15 protein-coding genes are annotated in these 19,164 nt (G+C 70.6%); 6 read left to right on the forward strand and 9 right to left on the reverse strand.

The features are described from left to right. Positions 1 to 4 precede the first annotated feature (4 nt). Together IPH07_13755 and IPH07_13760 are read right to left on the reverse strand one after the other, a co-directional pair. Positions 5 to 2,284: an NADP-dependent malic enzyme gene (locus IPH07_13755; GenBank protein ID MBK6918456.1), complete on the reverse strand. Its 2,280-nt coding sequence runs from the start codon at positions 2,282 to 2,284 to the stop codon at positions 5 to 7. A 47-nt stretch (positions 2,285 to 2,331) separates the two neighbouring features. Further along, positions 2,332 to 2,721 carry a carboxypeptidase regulatory-like domain-containing protein gene (locus tag IPH07_13760; protein MBK6918457.1) on the reverse strand — a complete coding sequence of 130 codons (390 nt, stop codon included), beginning with the start codon at positions 2,719 to 2,721 and terminating at the stop codon, positions 2,332 to 2,334. A 403-nt stretch (positions 2,722 to 3,124) separates the two neighbouring features. Between IPH07_13760 and IPH07_13765 the strand changes: the two genes are divergently transcribed. Further along, the gene (locus IPH07_13765) at positions 3,125 to 3,853 is read left to right on the forward strand and encodes a hypothetical protein (GenBank protein ID MBK6918458.1); all 729 of its coding nucleotides are present in this window, start codon (positions 3,125 to 3,127) and stop codon (positions 3,851 to 3,853) included. Here the strand turns inward: IPH07_13765 and IPH07_13770 are convergent. Further along, on the reverse strand, positions 3,841 to 4,698 hold the full coding sequence (locus IPH07_13770; GenBank protein ID MBK6918459.1) for a CDP-alcohol phosphatidyltransferase family protein: 858 nt from the start codon (positions 4,696 to 4,698) through the stop codon (positions 3,841 to 3,843). The two genes, IPH07_13765 and IPH07_13770, sit on opposite strands and share 13 nt — an antisense overlap. 146 nt (positions 4,699 to 4,844) lie before the next feature. Between IPH07_13770 and amrB the strand changes: the two genes are divergently transcribed. Both amrB and IPH07_13780 read left to right on the forward strand, forming a co-directional pair. Further along, positions 4,845 to 5,672: an AmmeMemoRadiSam system protein B gene (amrB, locus tag IPH07_13775; GenBank protein MBK6918460.1), complete on the forward strand. Its 828-nt coding sequence runs from the start codon at positions 4,845 to 4,847 to the stop codon at positions 5,670 to 5,672. Positions 5,673 to 5,776: 104 nt separating this feature from the next. After that, on the forward strand, positions 5,777 to 6,736 hold the full coding sequence (locus tag IPH07_13780; GenBank protein MBK6918461.1) for a hypothetical protein: 960 nt from the start codon (positions 5,777 to 5,779) through the stop codon (positions 6,734 to 6,736). Between the two features lie 10 nt (positions 6,737 to 6,746). Here IPH07_13780 and IPH07_13785 read toward each other — a convergent pair whose 3' ends face one another. Together IPH07_13785 and IPH07_13790 are read right to left on the reverse strand one after the other, a co-directional pair. Further along, on the reverse strand, positions 6,747 to 7,250 hold the full coding sequence (locus tag IPH07_13785) for a low molecular weight phosphotyrosine protein phosphatase (protein ID MBK6918462.1): 504 nt from the start codon (positions 7,248 to 7,250) through the stop codon (positions 6,747 to 6,749). Between the two features lie 5 nt (positions 7,251 to 7,255). Further along, positions 7,256 to 8,092 (reverse strand): hypothetical protein, encoded by an 837-nt coding sequence (locus tag IPH07_13790; GenBank protein ID MBK6918463.1) that lies wholly within the window; start codon positions 8,090 to 8,092, stop codon positions 7,256 to 7,258. 118 nt (positions 8,093 to 8,210) lie between these two features. On the opposite strand from IPH07_13790, the gene IPH07_13795 reads away from it, so the two are divergent. Both IPH07_13795 and IPH07_13800 read left to right on the forward strand, forming a co-directional pair. Then, positions 8,211 to 9,617 (forward strand): hypothetical protein, encoded by a 1,407-nt coding sequence (locus IPH07_13795; GenBank protein MBK6918464.1) that lies wholly within the window; start codon positions 8,211 to 8,213, stop codon positions 9,615 to 9,617. Between the two features lie 2 nt (positions 9,618 to 9,619). Beyond that, positions 9,620 to 10,915 (forward strand): hypothetical protein, encoded by a 1,296-nt coding sequence (locus IPH07_13800; protein ID MBK6918465.1) that lies wholly within the window; start codon positions 9,620 to 9,622, stop codon positions 10,913 to 10,915. Positions 10,916 to 10,927: 12 nt separating this feature from the next. On the opposite strand, the gene topA is transcribed toward IPH07_13800, so the two are convergent. Both topA and IPH07_13810 read right to left on the reverse strand, forming a co-directional pair. Then, positions 10,928 to 13,870 (reverse strand): type I DNA topoisomerase, encoded by a 2,943-nt coding sequence (gene topA, locus IPH07_13805; protein MBK6918466.1) that lies wholly within the window; start codon positions 13,868 to 13,870, stop codon positions 10,928 to 10,930. Positions 13,871 to 14,228: 358 nt separating this feature from the next. Further along, the gene (locus IPH07_13810) at positions 14,229 to 15,008 is read right to left on the reverse strand and encodes a hypothetical protein (GenBank protein ID MBK6918467.1); all 780 of its coding nucleotides are present in this window, start codon (positions 15,006 to 15,008) and stop codon (positions 14,229 to 14,231) included. 392 nt (positions 15,009 to 15,400) lie between these two features. On the opposite strand from IPH07_13810, the gene IPH07_13815 reads away from it, so the two are divergent. Further along, positions 15,401 to 17,500: a hypothetical protein gene (locus tag IPH07_13815; protein ID MBK6918468.1), complete on the forward strand. Its 2,100-nt coding sequence runs from the start codon at positions 15,401 to 15,403 to the stop codon at positions 17,498 to 17,500. Between the two features lie 10 nt (positions 17,501 to 17,510). On the opposite strand, the gene IPH07_13820 is transcribed toward IPH07_13815, so the two are convergent. Together IPH07_13820 and IPH07_13825 are read right to left on the reverse strand one after the other, a co-directional pair. Then, positions 17,511 to 17,921: a hypothetical protein gene (locus IPH07_13820; GenBank protein ID MBK6918469.1), complete on the reverse strand. Its 411-nt coding sequence runs from the start codon at positions 17,919 to 17,921 to the stop codon at positions 17,511 to 17,513. A gap of 29 nt (positions 17,922 to 17,950) precedes the next feature. Continuing rightward, positions 17,951 to 19,153, reverse strand: a complete 1,203-nt coding sequence (locus IPH07_13825) for an SUMF1/EgtB/PvdO family nonheme iron enzyme (GenBank protein MBK6918470.1) — start codon at positions 19,151 to 19,153, stop codon at positions 17,951 to 17,953. Between the last annotated feature and the right edge of the window lie 11 nt (positions 19,154 to 19,164).

Genomic DNA, 19,164 nt, shown 5'->3' on the forward strand with positions numbered 1-19,164 from the left:
CGCCTCACTCCGCCGCGATGCGGCGTCGATCGAGCTCCTGTGCCTCGACCACGGTGAGCGCCGTCATCAGCACGATGTTGTCGACCTCGCAGTCGCGCTCGAGCACCGTGACCGCGCGCGCCATGCCCAGCAGCACCGGCCCCACCGTGGTCACCCCGCCCAGTTCGCGCACCAGCTTGTATGCGACGTTGCCGGCGTCGAGGTTGGGGAACACCAGCACGTTGGCCGGTCCCGACATGCGCGAGAACGGGAACGTACGCTGCTGCAGCGCGTAGTCGACGGCGAGGTTGCCCTGCAGCTCGCCCTCGACCTCCAGATCCGGCCGGCGGCTGCGCAGCAGCTCGACCGCGCGGGCGACCTTGCCGGCCTCGGCGTGACGCACGGAGCCGAAGTTCGACATCGACAGCATCGCGACCCGCGGCTCGAGCTCGAAGGTGCTCGCGGCGTCGGCGACCAGCTCCGCGACGTCGGCGAGCGTCTCGGCGTCGCTGTGCAGGTTCACGGTGGTGTCGCCGAAGCAGAGGATTCCGCGCTGTCGGTGCAGCATCAGGTACATACCGGCGGCGCGACGGATGCCGGGCGCGAGCCCGATGATCTGCAGCATCGGACGGATGGTCTCGGCGTACGGCGCCAGCAATCCGGTGACGACCGCGTCGGCGCGGCCGTGCTTGACCATCATGAGGCCGAAGTAGTTGCGATCGCGCAGCAGCTTCATGGCGGCGCGGCGCCCCATGCCCTTGCGTTGACGCATCTCGTACAGCGAGGTCGCATAGTCGGCCAGCGCCGGGTCGGTGGCCGGATCGACGATTTCGCAGCGACCCAGATCGATGTCGATCTCGCGGCTGCGCACCACGCCCTCGATGAGCTCGCGCGAGCCGAGCAGCACCGGCCTGGCGACCTTCTCGTCGAGCAGGATCGAGCAGGCCTCGAGGATGCGCGGGTCGTCGGCCTCGGGGAACACGACCCGCCGCGGGTCGGTCGCGGCCCGCCGCACGAACTTGCGCAGCACCGCGGTCGAGTGGCCGAGCAGCCCGCGCAGGTGCTCGACATAGGCGCGCTCGTCGAACGGCCCGGTCGCAGCACCCGACTCGACCGCGGCGCGCGCGACCGCCGGCGCCACCCAGTACAGGACCCGCGGATCGAACGGCTTGGGGATGATGTAGCTGGGGCCGAAGTGGAACTCGGTGCCGTAGGCCCGCGAGACCTCTTGCGGCACGTCGCGACGCGCGAGGTCGGCGAGCGCCTGCGCGGCCGCGATCTTCATCGGCTCGCTGATGGTGGTCGCGCGCACGTCGAGCGCGCCGCGGAACACGAACGGGAAGCCCAGCACGTTGTTGACCTGGTTGTCGTAGTCGCTGCGTCCGGTCGCCACGATCGCGTCGGGCCGGGCCAGCTTGGCCTCGTCGTAGCCGATCTCGGGATCCGGGTTGGCGAGCGCGAAGATGATGGGCCGCGGCGCCATCGGCTCGATCATCTCGGGCGTGACCACGCCGCCCTTGGACAGCCCCAGGAACACATCGGCGCCGACCAGCGCGTCGGCCAACTTGCGCGCGGTGGTCCGCTGCGCGAACTCCCGCTTGACCGGTGTCAGGTCGTCGCGGCCGTCGTGCAGCACGCCACGGGAGTCGGCCATGAGGATCTTGCCGTGGTCGACGCCCAGCGCCACGAAGAAGCGCGCACACGCGATCGCCGAGGCCCCCGCGCCACTGACGACCACGCGCAGCTCGCCGAGCGCCTTGCCCTGCAGCAGCGCAGCGTTGATCAGCGCGGCGCCCGAGATGATCGCGGTGCCGTGCTGGTCGTCGTGGAACACCGGGATCTTCATGCGCGCGCGCAGCTTCTCCTCGATGTAGAAGGACTCGGGCGCCTTGATGTCCTCGAGGTTGATGCCGCCGAAGGTCGGCTCGAGCGCGGCCACGCACTCGACGAAGCGATCGGGATCGCTGGCGTCGAGCTCGAGGTCGAACACGTCGATGTCGGCGAACTTCTTGAAGAGCACGCCCTTGCCCTCCATCACCGGCTTGGCGGCCAGCGGACCGATGTTGCCCAGGCCCAACACCGCGGTGCCGTTGGTGATGACCGCGACGAGGTTGCCGCGCGCGGTGTAGCGGTGCGCGAGCGAGGGATCCTCGGCGATCGCGAGGCATGGCTCGGCGACACCGGGCGAGTACGCGAGCGAGAGATCGCGCTGGCTGGTCAACGGCTTGGTCGCGACCACCTGGATCTTCCCGGGCCGCCCGGCCGTGTGGTAGTCGAGCGCGTCTTTGCGGCGAACCTTCTTCATGCGGGGCCCACCATAGCCCCGCGTGCGCAACGATGCGCGCGCGTCGTTCAGCCGGCCGGCAAGCGCACGGGCACCAGCGTGGTGCCGGGATCGCCCAGCCTCAGACCGCGTGCTTCGAGTCGGCGCGCATCCTTGTAAATCGCCAGGCGATAGCGACCCGAGGGCGCGTCGACCACGGTGAACACACCCTGGTCATCGGTCAGCGTCAGGATGCGGTGGCCGCTGTCGTCCTCGCGCTCGAGGAAGACCGCGGCGCGCGACAGCGGCGCGGCGGTCTCGGCCGCGGTGACCTGCCCGACCAGGCACGAGCGCACGTCAGCGCAGCGCGGCCCGATGAACGTGACGCCGCCGCGCGATGTGCTCGGCACCGTGGTCGGACCCCCGCTGGTGAGGCAGCCCGTCGTCGCCACCGCGAGCGCGAGCGCGAGCGGCGACATGCCTGCACGACGTCGACGAGGACGCGATGGGGCTCCGGGATGCGATGGCGTCGACATGATCGTGGGCAGTCCGTTCGCAGCTCGATTCGTACCACGCGGACCGACCCGATCGCGGTGATCGGCACGGATCCATCTCGGGACGCCAGCCGCGCGCGCCGCTTGGCTTCCGCCGTCGGCGCTCGCGCCCGCGTCCCTGGTCTCGACGCCGCAGCAACGGGGTCGCACGGCTGCGGCTTTCACCCACGCCCACCGCGCCCGCGGGCCATCCGTCCCAATCGCGCTCGCGCGTGCGCGGGCGGCCCCTCGCATCGACGCGCGCCGACCCTCCGCGCTCGCTCGCAGGGCGTCCGCAATGGGGTTTGCGCGGCCAGGGATGGCAGCGTAGGCTTCGATCCGAGGCTTCATGGTCGGATTGCGTCGTGCGATTGCGCTGCTCCTGCTCGGGTTCTACGTCACCCAGTTCGCCATGACGGCGTGGCTGGGCCCGGACGACATGTTCCCGGCCTACCTGGGCCTGGCACTGTGCTACGGCCTGGCCTTCATCGCGCTGGGCGCCGAGTGGTTCTGGGGCCGCTGGTTCGCGATGGGCATCGGCAACTTCGGCTCGTTGCTGCTGCTGGTGCTGTTCAAGGTCGGGCTCGAGCCGATGATCGCGTTCTTCGGCTTCACCCACCTCGCGATCGCGGTGTTCCTGCTCGGCGAGGGCATGGCCGCGCGCTACGAGCACTCCGAAGCCACCGCCGAGCGCTGGAATTTCCAGGAGGAGTCGCTGGCGTTGATGCGCCGCGCGACGCTCTCGGCCGGCAGCACGCTGCCGTTCCTCATCCTCTACGCACTCGCGCCCCGACCCGACGCGTTCCAGGTGACGGCGCTGGTCGCCGGTGCGGCGGGGCTCTACGGCCTGCTGCGTGGGCGCACCTGGGGCGTGCTCGCGCTGGGTGGTGCCGGTACGATCGCGCTCGTCCATGCGCTCGGCTGGCTCGGCGCGCCGCCGGTCGGCTACCTGCTGCTCACGCCCACGGGCGGGCCGATCGTCTACGGCCACACCGTGGCGATCCTCGCCGCGGGTGCGCTGCTGGTGCCGCTGATGCTGGCGCCGGCGATGGTCCGCTACGTCGCTCAGCGACGCTGACGTAGCGGCCCAGGGTCGGGCAACACGGGCGGCGGCGCGAGGCTGCGCGCCCGGTTCGACATCTGCCCCCACACCAACGAGACCACCAGCCAGCTGCTCGGCAGCACGGCCATGTACTCCGGCAGCGTGCGCAGCATGCCGCAGACGTAGCCGCTGCCGACCAGCGCCAGCATGACGACGAGCACCACGCGGTTGGGCGTGCCCTGCAGCTTCGGGATCGGCAGGTTCGAGGCCATGAGGAACGCGCCCGCGATCATCGCGGCCGGCACGTAGCTCCACACCGACGATGGGATCGTCAGCGCGCCGAGCAGGCGCGGCCCGCCCCCGGGATCGGCGAAGGTCAGCGGCCCCTCGGCCGGTGCGTACTTGGCGAGCACCAGGTACCAGATGATGAGCACGCCGGCCGCGAGCGTGGTCGGCACGCCGAAGAAGACCTTGAGCCCGGTGCTCGGGGCCTCGGCCACGACGTTGAACTTGGCCAGCCGGAACACGTTGGCGAGCGCCCACAGACCGCACGCGCCGAGCAGGACCATGCGCCCGCTCCCACTGGCGAAGCCGATCGCCGGTGCGTGCTCGAGCGTGACGAACACCAGGAACGCCGGCGCGACGCCGAAGTTGGTCGCATCGGCGAACGAGTCCATCTGCACGCCGAAGTCGCTGGTCGCCCGCAGCGAGCGCGCGACCAGGCCGTCGAGCCGGTCGGCGAGCACGGCCCAGATGATGAGCCACGCGGCGTCGACCAGCCGGTGCTCGTAGCTGGCGACCAGCGACGACAACCCGAAGGCCATGCCCATCGCGGTGACGAGATTGGGCGCGACATAGCGGAGGAAGCGTCGCAGGGGCATCGGACGGGGCGTATCCAAGCAACCCAGGTCGCGCGATGCAAGGCCCGCCTTCGCCGCCGCGACCAGGGGCCGCCTTGCCGGTCGCGGCGCGCACGTGGGAAGCTGGTTCCGGGGGATGACGCCGCGCGGCACACACGGCTGGCACCATGGGTAGGCACGCGCACGAGCACGATCGCGCCCGGCCGCCCGCGGTCGCCGGGCGCTTCTATCCCGATCGGCCGGAGCAGCTGAGCGCCGCACTCGCGCAGCTGATGCCGCACGACGACGCGCCCGCGCGGGCGCGCCTGCTGGTCGGACCGCACGCGGGGTGGATGTACAGCGGCGCGATCGCGGGCGCGACCTGGGCCGCCACCTCGGTGCCCGACCGCGTGATCCTGCTGGCGCCGAACCACACCGGTGCCGGCGTGTCGGCGTCGCTGTGGTCGGGCGGTCCGTGGCTGCTCCCGGGGGGCGCGATCGCGATCGACGAGGAGCTGCGCGCGGCGTTGTCCGCGGTCGCGCCGCTGCAGCTCGACGCGCAGGCGCACCTGCGCGAGCACGCGATCGAGGTGCACCTGCCGCTGCTGCGCGCGCGCAACCCCGCCGCGCGCATCGTGCCGATCGTGCTCGCGGGCATGTCGGCCGCCGCGTGTGCCGCCCTGGGCCGCGCGATCGCGGGCGTGCTCGCACGCGCCGGCGACGGTGTGCTGCTGGTCGCGAGCACGGACATGTCCCATTACGTCACCGCGCAGGAGGCCGCGACCCTCGATGGGCACGCGCTCGCGCACGTGCTCGCGCTCGATCCCGACGGTCTGCATCGCACCGTGCAGCGCGAGCACATCTCGATGTGCGGCTACGTGCCGACCTGCGTGGGGCTGCACGCGGCCCTCGCCGCCGGGGCGCAGACGGCGAGGCTGGTCCGCTACGATCACAGCGGCAGCGTGAGCGGCGATCTCGCGCGCGTGGTCGGCTATGCCGGCCTGCTGGTCGCCTGATCCCACGTCGCGCGCGCGCGGGGTGCCCCGGATCGGAGCGATGTTTCGAACGCTCGCGCGGGGCCTTGCGTGGCCGCGCCCAAGCCGCGCGTTAGGAGACCTTCGTGCCCCGTCTGGTCGTGTTCGCGGATCGAGACCGCGCAGGTTCCTGGACAACGCTCGCGCACGCCCTTCGCACGCTCGGGCTGGCCGACGCGCGGGTCGTGACGCTGGCCGACGACCCCGCGCTGGCGTGGCCGCATGACATCGCCGAGGTCTTCGACGGCGGCCAGGAGCTCGGGCACCTGGTGCGCACCGCCGACCTGTTGGTGTTCGTCGACGTGCTGCCGGACGAGCTGGGTCTGTTCGACGGCATGCTCGCCGCGCGCGCCCGCGACGGTCGCACCGGCGTGCTCGTGCAGTGCGACCACGCTCCCACTCCGCTGCGGGCCCACGCGATCGCACGCGCGGTTGGGCGCGAGGGCTGGTCACTCGCGACCACGCGTCCACCCTGCACGACGCTCGCCGCCGCCGGGGCCCGCTTCTTGGCGCCGTTCGTGCCGTGGTGGCGCGCGCCGCTGCTGCCGCTGGCCGCCGGCACGCGGCTGCGACTGCGTCGCAACGAGCGCATCGTGTACGCGAGCAGCACCACGCCGCTGCGGGAGCAACCGCTGCTCGAGGGCTGGATCGATCGCGCCGAGCAGGTCGCCGCCGTCGCCCCGGGCGTACGCGTCGAGATCATGACCGCGCGGGGCCACGCTGCGGTCGCGCAGCGACGCCGACGCGCGCACCTCGTGCTCGCCGGCGCCGGCATCGGGCGCACCGCGCTCGAGGCGATGGCCCAGGGCGTACCCACGGTCGCGCAGCTCGACGACGACGAGCGCGCGGCCTGGACCAAGCTCGCCGGCACGCCGCCGCCGGTCGTCGCCCCCGACGCGCTCGAGCAGGCCATCACCGAGCTGGTACCGACCGCGGAGCCCAACCTGGCCCTGCGCCGCTGGGTCGGTCGCGCCGCCGATCCGCACCAGTGGCTGCGGGCCTGCGAGGCCTGGCTCGCGCGGCGACCACACGCCCGCGCCGCGTGATCGCGATCGACTACGGCGTCGGCAGCTCGTCGAGCAAGCCCACGCACGCGCGCTCGAGGATCGCGAACACGTGCTCGTAGGCCTCGATGCCGCGCCTCACCGGATCGGGCACGTCGGCGTCGGACCCCTGGGCCTTGGGATCGACCACGTGCCGCAGCAGTCGCACGCGCGCCTTGCCGCCCTGCACCGGGCCGAACGCCGACAGCCGCTGCAGACGCTGCAGGTCGTCGAGGTTGGCGCGATCCATCGCGAGCACGTGATCGAAGCGATGGAGGTCGTCGGGCACGACCCCGCGCGAGCGGCCGACCAGCGCCGGCAGATCGATGCCGTGTCGCGCGGCGACCTCGACCGAGTGGGGATGGGGCGATGCGCCGTCGGCCGCCCAGCAGCCTGCGGAGTCGATCACGAAGCGATCGGCCAGTCCACGCGCGCGCACGTGGTGGGCGAAGATGCCTTCGGCCAGCGGCGAACGACAGAGGTTCGCGTGGCACACGAACAGCACGCCGACGGTCATCGGCGCTACTTGCTCCCGAGCAACTTCTTGACCTCGGGATCATCCTTGATGATCTCCCACATCGGATCGAACTCGATCTGCGCGAGCAGCTTCTTGCCGCCGCGCTCCTTCACCTGCCGGAGCAGGTCGCGGGTCGTATCGATCTCTCCGGTGGTCACGCTCTGCTTGGCGAGGTTGAACAACGGATCGGGGTACTTGGGATCCTTCGCCGCGGCCCACTCGTAGAACACCTTGGCGCGCTCGGGGTGCTCGAAGAGCTTGTCGCCGCGGGCGTTGGCGGCCTTGGCGACGTCCTTGGCGCTCTTGCCCGCAGCCTCGAGCTCTGCCAGCGCAGCGAGGGCGCGGTCGTCCTTGGTCTTCTTGTTCTTGATCTCGGCCTCGAGCGCCGCCGGATCGACTGCCGCCGCGCCACCTTCGGCCTTGCCGTCGGTGTCACCCTTGCCATCGGTGTCACCCTTGCCGTCGGTATCGCCCTTGCCGTCGGTATCGCCCTTGCCGTCGGTGTCGCCCTTGCCGTCGTCGGCGGCCGCGCCCGTCTGTGCGGCGGCCTTGCCGTCGTCGACCGCCTTGCCGGCATCGTCCGCGGCCTTGCCGGCATCGTCCGCGGCTTTGCCGTCGGCGGCGACCTTGCCCGCATCCTCGGCGGCCTTGCCTGCATCGTCGGCCTTCGCGATCGGCTTGGTCACGGCGGGCACCGGCTTGCCGTCGTTGCCCCCGCAGGCCGACAGCACCAGCGCAAGCGCGATCGCTGCGCTCGCGCGGCGTCGCGGCGTCGGGACCTTCGAAGTGACGTCGGGGCGGCCCGGAATGGCCTGCGAAACGTTACAGAAAATCGATCGCATCGCGCGCGAGTGTAACGCCAACGCGGTGGCCCGTGTCCAGCCGCCGACGATCCTCGATCCATTCGCTGCTCGGCCAGCGTATCCGTTCGACGGCATCTGACGTATGCTGCGTGCGCCCATGGTGTTTGCGGTCCCGCTCGCGTTCACCCTCATGTCAACGCTCGCCCCCGCCGAGGGCGCCACTGCAGCCGGAGATCCAGCACTGGAGGCCGCTGTGGCGGCCATCTTCGACGACGCCTGCACGATGTGCCACTCGTCGGGCGGCGACCCCAGCGACCCCGCCGGCATCGATCTGAGCGGCTCGCCCACGCGGCTCATCGGCACCAAGTCGGTGGTGGTCGACAAGCTGATGGTCGCGCCCGGCGACCCCGACGGCAGCTACTTGATCGACAAGATCATCGCCTCGCCGGCGATGAAGGGCGCCATCATGCCCGAGGGCATGGACCCGCTCAGCAAGGAACAGGTCGAGACCATCCGCAAATGGATCGCTTCACTGCCCAAGGACGCCACCGGTGGTGGTGCGGCCGGCGGCGGCGACGATGGTGGTGGCGGTGGTGGTGGCGGTGGTGGTGGTGGCGAGCCGCCCAAGCGCAGCCCCAAGCCGTTCCATGGCACCGAGCAGACCGTGTTGCCGACCACCACGACGCTCGGCAAGCGCACCCTGCAGTACCGCATCGATCACCGCTTCGGCCGCATCGGCACCGAGCGCGGCGCGTTCGGCCTCGACGCCGGCGTGGTGATGAGCATGGGCCTGCAGTACGGCATCCTCGACGGCTGGGACGTCCGTCTGCGCCGCACCAACTCGCGCAAGGGCTGGGAGCTCGGCACCAAGTACGTGCCCGTGCGGCAGGAGGCCGGCATGCCACTGTCGTTCGGCATGTACGCCTCGGTCGACTTCTATCGCGACTTCGGCGTCGCGAACCCGTGGACCGGCAACTTCATGGCCATGCTCTCGCGGCTATGGTTCCAGCGCTGGGTGACGATGCTGACGCTCGGCTACCACCTGCGCACCGATCACAACGGCCGTCCCACCGTCGACTTCAAGGACGGCAACGGCCCAGTGCTCGTGAAGGACACCCGCGACACCCTCGACGTCGGCATCGCGACCTCGGTCTACCTCGGCAAGCGCAAGCAGTGGGGCATCGATCTCGAGTGGATCGTGCCGATCCCCGCCGGCGGCACGCCCAACGTCTTCTACTACCGCGGCGGCGATGCCGATCCCGGCGGCAGCAAGATCGGCGCGTGGAGCCTCGGCGGCTCGTACACCACCGGCAAGCACTTCTTCCAGGTGTTCTTCACCAACAACCGCGAGATCCACACCAACGGCGCGGCGCCGGGCGGCCAGAGCGGCAACCCCTTCAAGACCGACGGCGTGGACAGCAAGAACCCGTTCCACAAGTTCAACTTCTTCCTCGGCTTCAACCTCGGCCGCAACTTCACGCTCGGCAAGCGCGTCGACGCGGGCAAGGCCAAGCGCAAGACCAAGAAGTCCGGCACCAAGACCTCCGCGAAGGAGAGCGCCTGATCATGCGAACCGAAACGATCCTACGACGCGCGGCGATGGTGACGTTGGTGGGCGGGCTGGTCCCCGCCTGCGAGCAGGTCAAGCGAGTCGACGGCGGATCCGCGGCGTGTGTACCGGCCGAGGTGCAGGCGGCATTCGACCGCAGCTGCAGCGGCGGTGGCTGCCACAGCTCGGCGCCGTTCGCCAACTCGCTGTCCCTCGCCCCCGGCGCCAGCGGCGACTCGATCGGCAAGCAGGCGTCGACCTACCCGCTGCCGCTCATCGAGCTCGGCAACACCGAGGGCAGCTACCTCGCGCAGAAGATCATGCTCAACCCTTCGATCGCGATCGTCGGCGACGTGATGCCACCGGGCTTCTCGGCGTCGAACGCCACGCAGGTCGAGGACGTGAACACGATCCTCACGTGGATCGGCGGCGGCGTGTTCGACTGCGCCAGCGCCGACACCGGCGGCTCGGCCGACACCGGCATGGGCTCGGGCTCGGGCGATACCGGCACCGCCCTGCGTGGCTGTGGCCTCGAGGACTTGAACCCGGGCGCGGCGGATCCGATCGTCTCGGGCACCGACCCGATGCAGATCCCGCCCGACATCGCGACGATCCTCGTCGAGAACTGCGGCTGCCACTACACCAACGAGTACCCGACGCCGCCGCCGTACATCGACTACAAGGAGGGCACGCAGCCGCTCGACATCGCGACGTGGGCGGGCTTCCAGGCCACCAACCCCACCGGCACGCCGTACCACGCGGTGACGCTGACGCGCGTGATGGGCGGCCCACCGATCGCGATGCCGCCCGGCGATCCCCACTGCCAGGCGATGAGCGCCGAGGACACAGCGACCCTCATCGATTGGCTGACCGCAGAGGCGCCCGACTGCACCACCTGGACCGGGGCCGGCTGCACCGGCGAGATGACGACCCAGGGCTGCGGACTCGAGGACGTGAAGGCGGGCGCACCGAACCCGATGAACGCCGGCACCGGCGCGATGCAGATCCCGCCGGACATCGGCACCATCCTCACCGACAACTGCGGCTGTCACCTCGCCGACGACCTCGACGTCGCGCTCGCCGACTACAGCGGCATGTTCGACATGAGCACGCTGGGCGGCTGGCAGCTGCTGACCGGCGGCACCATGCCGGTGCCCTACCACGAGGTCGCGCTCGACTACCTCGAGATGGACTTCATGCCGTTCGAGGGCTGCGATGTCGGCGGCGGCGTGAAGATGCCGACCGACGATCGTGACACGCTCGTCGCGTGGCTGACCGCGGGCGCGCCCGACGGCGCGACCTGGATGCCGTAGGCGCCCGACCTACTACGCCTTCGCCCGCTTCGCCACCGTCACGCCGAGCTCCTTGGCGGCGGCGGGGTGGATCTCGAGCTCGATCGCGCGTCCGGCCACCAGCAGCTGCTGCACCGGCGTGCCCTCGGCGATGGGCTTGCCCGAGAGCGTCTTGATGACGACCGGCGGGTGCTGCTTCTCGTGCTTCTCGAGCTGCTTCTCGAGCTGCTTCTGCAGCGACTCCTCGACGCTGGTCCACGCCAGGCGACCGCGACACTTCGGGAACGCCGAGCAGCCCAGCCACGGGCCGCGCTTGCCGCGACGCAGGTTCATCGGGCTCTTGCACTTCGGGCACTCGAGCGCGTCGACCACCAGCGGCGGCATCGACGGGAATTTCACGCCGCCCTTCTTGTCGAGGTTGAGCACGAAGGTGCTGGCGGGATAGTTCACCGAGGCCAGGAACTGGCCGAAGCGACCGTTTCGCAGCTCCATCTGCGAGCCGTCGTCGGGGCACGCGATGTCGACCATCTCGGGCAGCTGCGGCCGGCCTTCGCGGTCGATGGGCGCCGAGTAGTCACACTCCGGGTAGGTCGTGCACGACAGGAAGCGACCGTTGCGACCGAAGCGGTAGCACGTGCGTGAGCCGCACTTGGGGCACTTGAACAACGCCGGCTGGATCTCCGCCTTGGCGTGGGTCATGTCCTCGTGGGCCGCCTCGAGCGCGCGCGAGAACGGGCCGTAGAAGTCCTTCAACATCTTCACCCAGTCGCCGGCCTGGTCCTCGATCTTGTCGAGCTCGGCCTCCATCTGGCGGGTGTAACCGACGTCGATGAGGGCCGGGAACGCCTCGGTGAGCTTGTCGGTGACGACCTCGCCGAGGTCGGTGGCGTGGAAGCGACGCTCGACCTGCTCGACGTACTTGCGGTCTTGGATGACGCTGATGATCGAGGCGTAGGTCGACGGGCGACCGATGCCCTCGGACTCCATGGTCTTGACCAGCGAGGCTTCGGTGTAGCGCGGCGGCGGGCTGCCGAACTTCTGCAGCGCGTCGATGGCGAAGGCGCCCAGGGTGTCCTTCTTGGCCAGCTCCGGCAGGGTCTGCTCGTCGGAGGCCAGCGGCGCGCCGGTGATGCGGTAGAAGCCGTCGAACGCGAGCACGCGGCCGGTCGCACGCAGCACGGCGCCGGTCTTCTTGTCGGCGCGCGTCATCGTGACCGCGGTCGAGTCCCACTGCGCGGGCACCATCTGGCACGCGACGAAGCGCCGCCAGATGAGATCGTACAGCCGCGCCTGATCGGTGGTGAGCGCGGCCGCGACGTCCTCGGGCTTGCGCTCGACGCTGGTCGGACGGATGGCCTCGTGGGCCTCCTGCGCGTCCTTGTTGGAGGAGCTGTAGCGCTGCGGCTCGTCGGGCAGGTACTTGGGCCCGAGCTTGCCGATGAACTTGCGCGCCTCGTCGACCGCCTCGGGCGCGAGGTTGGTCGAGTCGGTGCGCATGTACGTGATGAGACCGACCTGGCCCTCGCCGGGGATCTCGACGCCTTCGTACAGCGCCTGCGCGGCCCGCATGGTCCGCTGCGCGGTGAAGCCGAGCTGGTTGGCGGCGGCGATCTGCAGCGACGAGGTGATGAACGGCGGCGACGGCTTGGTGCTGGTGCGGCGGGTCTCGATGCCGGTGACCTCGTAGCGCACGCCGGGCGCGACCTTGCCGGCCACCGTGCGCAGCCACTTCGCCGGGCCCTTGCCGCTGGGGTCCTCGGTGCTGTCGACCGCGACCTGCACCAGGCCGACGGCCTCGGCGACCTTCTTCACCTCGGCGGTCAGATCCTTGGGCTTGTCGGCGGGGCAGCCCAGCTCGAACTTCTTGCCACCGATCTCGACCAGCTCGGCGCTGAAGCCCTGGTGCTCGCCGAGCCAGCCGTTCTTGATCTTGACCGTCGGCGGCTTGCCCTTCTCGTCGCGGGTGGCGAGCAGCGCGGTCCAGCCCTTGGCGAGCTTGTCGATGGCCTTGTCGCCCTTGTCGCCGACCGCCGCCTTGCTCACCAGCGCGCTGACCTCCCAGCGCTCGTCGGGCACGAAGGCCTGGATCTCGCGCTCGCGCTCGACGATGAGCCGCACCGCGACCGATTGCACGCGACCGGCCGAGAGCCCCCGCGCGACCTTCTTCCACAACAGCGGCGAGGCCTGGTAGCCGACGATGCGATCGAGGATGCGGCGGGCCTGCTGCGCGTTGACCTTGGCCTCGTCGATCGGGCGTGGATGCGCGAACGCCTTCTGCACCTCGGTCTTGGTGATGGCGTTGAAGACCACCCGCTTGGCGCGGGCCGGCTGGATGCCGAGCACCTGCGCGAGATGCCAGGCAATCGCCTCGCCCTCGCGATCGAGGTCCGTCGCAAACCAGACTTCCGAGGCGTCCTTGGCGTAGCGCTTGAGCTCGGCGACGGTCTTCTGCTTGCCGGAGAGCACCACGTAGGTGGGCCGGAAGCCGTGCTCGAGATCGACGCCGGGCACCGGCTGCTTCTCGCCCTTGGGCGCCTTCTCGGGCAGGTCGCGCACGTGACCGACGCTGGCGTGCACGACGAAGTCGGCGCCCAGGTACTTGTTGATGGTCTTGGCCTTCGCGGGAGACTCGACGATGACCAGCTGGCGGCCGTTGCCGCGCTTGAACGGCTTGGCGGGGGCGTTGACGTCGAGCTCGTCGTCATCGACGACCTCGATCTCGCTGGCCTTGCCGCGGGCCTTCGCGGGCGCCTTGGCGGCCGACTTCGCGGCCGACTTGGCGCTCGGCTTCGCGGGCGCCTTCAGCTCGGGCTTGGCCGCCGTCTTGGCCGCGCTGCGACCGTTCTTCGGCGCGGCCGCGGCGGACTTGCCCGCGTCGCCGTTGCGACCGGTGGACTTGGCGCTCGCGCCTCGATCCACTTTACGCGCAGCGGTCGTGGTCGAGCTGGTGGGCTGCTTGCGTGGACTCTGCGGCATGAAGCTTTTGGCCCTCGAGGGCGAACGATGGACCAGGGGCGGCCCACCTCGGGGGCCCGAATGTAGTTGAACTGGCCGGCCCCGCAACGGGGCCCCATCGCTTCGGCGTCAAACCGGGCCCTACATGGCAGCAGAGCCGTCGGCGCACCTCTCGCGTGCGCGGTGGCGTAGGCTCGCACGCGCGCGCGTGCACACGCGGGGGCTCACGCGTGCGCGCGCGATCACGACGCGCGCGACGTCGACGATGGGTTCGCGATCGTGCGCGTCGCGTTGGAGCAATGCACGACGAACGCCCCCGCGCGTCGTGTCGACGTCGGCGGGGGCGTGGCGATCGCGTGAAGCGACGCGACGCGATCGATCAACCGCCGGCGGGCGGCGTGCCGTTCTTGATGTCGCAGATGCTGCGGTAGCCCGTGGTCGGATCGGTCGGACAGATCTGACCAGGTCCGAGCGACATGCAGAAGCCACGCTGGTTGGCGACGGTGAGGTGCGTGATGCACTCCTGGAACGCGGCGCTCTGCTGATTGCCACCCGCCACCGAGGCACACACGGTGCCGTTCGGGTCCTGGTGGGTGTCATGCGCGACGTTGTTCCAGTTGGTCGTGGGCACGGTGGGACACGAGTTGCCGCCGGTTGGCGAGCAGATGTCCGCGCCGGTCACTGGGCGCCAGGTGCCGCTCGCGACATCCTGCACGCAGTCCTTGTCGCCGAGCTCCACCGTCTGGCAGCACACCCGGTTCGCGCCGCAGATGTCCGAGACCTCCCCCGCGGACCAGGTCGGGTTGCACGGGATCGGGCAGTTCGCTGCCGCGGGATCGAGCAGGCCCGAGCCGGTGGGGATGTCCTCACGGTGCACGCACATGCCCGAGGTGCCGAGCGCGTTCGAGGCGTCGGCATAGAGCGGTGTGCCGGTGCCCCCGCCCGCGACGCCGTTGTACTTCGGCAGGCTGCCGTCCGCCGTCGACGGATCGTCCGAGCAGCAGAAGTGCGTGTCGGGGCAGTTCTCGCCCTGGCGCGGGTTGCAGCGGAACGCGACCGTCGGGTAGTTGACCTTGATGCACGAGGTCGCGACCGTCGCGCCCAGGCCGACTGCGAAGGCGTTGATGATGAAGTAGCGCAGGACGTGTTCCGACCGCATCGTTGACCCTCGCACGGTTGCACGGCAGACCGCGGTTGTAAAGTTCCCTGGAAGCCCGCTTTGGGGCCCGTATTCGCTGCAGATCGCCGGATGCGGTCCGATGCCGGGCCATCACCGGGGCATGCCGGTACACCACACGCGCACGACCGCAACTCGGTTGGCGTGTCGTCGTCGCTGCGGGGGATCGCGCTTGGGTGGCCGACGTGGATGGTCGATGCACGCGCCGGGCTTCACCCTCGCGGCCCTGCGTGAAATCCCGCCGCACTTTGGCGCGTCGCTGTACAGAAGGCTAGGATCGAAGCACCGTGAACGCATCACGCCCTCCCATGCCGCCCAGCGGGCCATTTCGCGCCCCTTCGCCGCACAGCCGTGCCGTGTCGACGTGCGCCACCTTGCGATGGCGGCGGGCCGGCGCGCTGGTGGTGGCCTTGGCCGCGGCGTGTTCGCAGACCACCAAGGTCGGCGACGAGCCGGAGTCCACCGCCGGCAGCGAAGCGTCCGATGCGCCCCCGACCGGCGACGGCACCGACGAGGCCGCGCTGCCGCTGCCCCCGATGACCAAGACAAGCCTGCGCGAGCACGCCGGCGGCAAGGCGTGGCGGTTCGACACCGAGTCACCCCAGGCCATCGACCTCGGCCAGGCCGAGGCCAGGGGCTACACGGTGGTGGATCTCTCCGATGACTGGACCCCGTACATCTTCACGGAGAAGACCCCCGGTCAGGACGACGCCAAGCCCAACGGCTACCGCGCGCGCTACCTCGGGCTCGCCGCCGACGCGGTCGATCAGTGGGGCGAGCCGCTCGCCGACCACGAGCAGAACTACCTCGAGCTCTACGGCATCCCGCCGACCTTGGGCGTGATCTGGACCGAGTGGCAAGCGCTCACCACCGAGGTCGAGCCGTGCCTCGCGAAGGCCGGCTACGACGGCGCCGTGTTCTCGCGCTTCAAGGGTGTCATCACCTACTCGAAGGCCGCCGGCAACAAGCGCGCGCGCACGGCCTCGTGGATGAAGGCCGAGCTGTTCAAGAAGGCCCGCAAGGCCAAGCTCGATCCGAGCACGCCCGAGGGCCTCGCCGCCGCCGCCACGCACCCGAAGCTGAAGGGTCTCTTCAAGCAGTGGCGCGCCGTGCAGGACGAGGTCGACGTCATCGTCAACGCCCAGAAGCGCTTCGAGTGCGAGGGCATGTACAAGAACAACGAGGGCAAGGGCACCTTCGAGCCCGGCGTCTTCGATGCCGAGACCACCCACGCGCTGGCGGCCTTCGAGCGCAAGCACGACGTCATGGGCTGGGGGCACTTCAAGGACGACAACCTCGCGATGCTCGCGAAGAGCCCCGCCGAGGCCGTGCACGGCCGCCTGCTGCGGATGGTGCAGGAGCGCGTGGTCTCGTCGGCGGGCATCGTCGAGGACGGCTCGGCCGCGCAGTGGAAGAAGGACTTCCGCTGGAAGGACAAGGCCGGCGCCGAGCAGCCGCTGCGCAACCTCGTGGGCGAGTTCACCGACGCGGCGATCGAGCAGCTCGGCCTGCAGACGCCCGAGTCGGCCCGCGCCGCGATCGAGCGCTGGGCGCAGCAGGCGGCCAAGGCCGAGGGCGGCAAGCCGCCGCGCTTCGAGAACCTCCTGGTCGCGCTGAAGCTGCCCGCCAAGCCCGAGTACTACGGCGACGAGATGCAGTTCGAGACCACCATCGATCGCGGCGACGTCTGGTACGACTTCCCCTACGACGACGCCGGCAACAAGAAGGCCCAGCCCCGCCAGCGCTACCCCCACCTCACGCTGTACGTGAACTACGAGGGCCAGAAGATCCCGCTGGTGCACTGGCGCACCACCATCGGCTCGTGGCGCAACGAGTTCGAGAACGGCGAGGTCGTGCTCAAGTACAAGAACTCCGACGTCGGCCCGCGGGTGTGGAAGGACATCATGGCCGCGCCGGTGTGGATTCCGCCCGCGACCACGCCGCCCGAGGAGCTCGTGAAGGGCTACTGGCGCCGCGGCAAGTTCCGCCGCGACGTGAACTACCCGGAGATCGGCCCCGGCTATCGCAGCGCCTACGGCCTGGTCGCCGCCTACCACGTGAAGCTCATCAAGGACGACGAGGGCAACGTGAAGTCCGAGTACGACAACTCGATCCGGACCCACGGCAGCGTCGACTACATGTCGATCCTGCGCCGCTTCTCCCACGGCTGCCATCGCCTGTACAACATGGATGCGGTGCGGATGTTCTCGTTCATCCTGCAGCACCGCGCATACACCCGCGTGGGTCAGCAGCCGGTCGGCGTGCGCCGCAACCTCGAGGTCGATGAGAAGACCTACGTGATGAAGGTCGACTCGCGCGGCTACAAGTACGAGCTGGTCGATCCGGTGCCGGTAATGGTGCTCGAGGGCCGCGTGCGCGGGCGTCGAGGCAGCCCGATCACCACCGCCATGAAGAAGCCCGGCGCCGAGGCCACCGAGGGCGCCGACGACGGGCTCGTCGTGGTCGAGCCGTAGCGCGCGGCCGCTACCCGCAGGTGCCCTCGCCGCACGCGGCCTCACCCTTCTTGCCGCTGCTGCGCTTCTTGCTGGCGCGCTTGGCCTTGGCCTTCGGCTTGGGTGCGGGCGCCGGTGCGGTCTCGGACACCGCGGCGGGCGTGGGCTCGCTCGGCGCGGCGGCGGTCTCGGCCACCGGCGCATCCGTGGTCGTGGACGGCGCGGCGGCAGCGGCGGCCGCATCGTCGGTGTGCTCGGCGTGCTCGGCGTGCTCGTCGTCGTCGTCGTCGTCGTCGTCGTCGTCGTCGTCGTCCGATGCATCGCTGGCCGCCGCGACCTCCGTGCTCTGCGGCGCGACGCTGTGATCCTTGCGACCGGCACAGCCCGCGAGTGCGAGGGTGCCGAGCGCGGCGAGGGTGGTGAGCAGCTGGGCGCGATCCATGGTCGAAGCGTCCTCTCGGGGTGGGTGGGTCAGGCGCGCGGCGCAGCCGCGCAGCGGAAGCCGATGCCGTGGGCATGGGCGTCCGCGTCTTGGGGGAAGCGCAGCGCCGGATCGGCGAACTGCGGCTGGAAGCTGTTGAAGGCGCCGCCGCGGATCACCCGCCGCTTGCCCGCATCGGCGTCGGCGGGCGCATCGGCGCCGGGGTACGGCGCGTAGGCGTCGGCGGTCCACTCGAACACGTTGCCGGCGAGGTCGAACAGACCCTGCTGCGAGCGGCCGAGCTTGGCACTGCCGACCGGCGCGGTGCCGATGAAGCCGTCGTCGGTGTCGTAGAGCACGCCGTGGGCCGGCAAGCCCTTGCGCTCGCGCCACGCGATGTACTCGGGCCCGGCACCGTTCATGTGCTCGCGCGACGGCAGCGCGTCACCCCACGAGTACACGCGGCCGTCGGAGCCACGGGCCGCGAACTCCCACTGCGCCTCGCTCGGCAGCGTGCCGCCGCGCCACTCGCAGAAGTGCTGCGCCTGCGCCCAGTCGATGCAGTTGATGGGGTGCTCACCGCGATCGTCGTAGTTCTCGTTGCACAGCTCGGAGTGCGCGGCCATCTGCTGCTTCCACGCGGCGTCGTCGGTGCTGCCCTGTGGCCAGCGGCTGTCGCGGAACGCTCGCTTGCACTCGCCCTTGGTCGAGCAGCCCCGGTACGCCGCGACGGTGACCTCGTGGATGTCGATGCAGAACGGCGTGACCTCGGCCCGATGGGCCGGGCGCGCCGCGGCCAGCACCGCATCGTCGGCATCGGTGCCCATGTAGAATTTGCCGCCCTCGACGAGCGTCATGCCGTCGGGGCACGGCGACGCGGGCGCGGGCGCTGCCGGCTCCGCGTTCGACGACGACGTCGCGGCGGGGGCTTCGATGGGGCCGGTCGCGGCCTCGGGCGTGCCCATCGCCGCGGCCGCCATCGACCGCGACGATCCGCCGTCGTCGGCGGGCGCGAGCGCGACGTAGGCCCCGACCCCGCCGATCACGGCGACGGCCGCGAGGGCACCGAAGACCACACCGCGCATCGAGCCACCCGGCGCGCGCGGTGGCGGTGGTGCTGGCAACACGGTGCCGAACGCCGGCGGCGCCGGCAGCGTGCGGCCGTCGTCACCCGCCCAGCCCATGGGCAGCGGCTCGGGACTCACCGGCGGCGACGACGATCGCTTCGGGTCGGAGTAGGGCTTGGTCTGCATCAGGGCCTCGG

The organism is Deltaproteobacteria bacterium, from assembly GCA_016709225.1.
GTDB lineage: Bacteria > Myxococcota_A > Polyangia > Nannocystales > Nannocystaceae > Xiheibacterium > Xiheibacterium phototrophicum.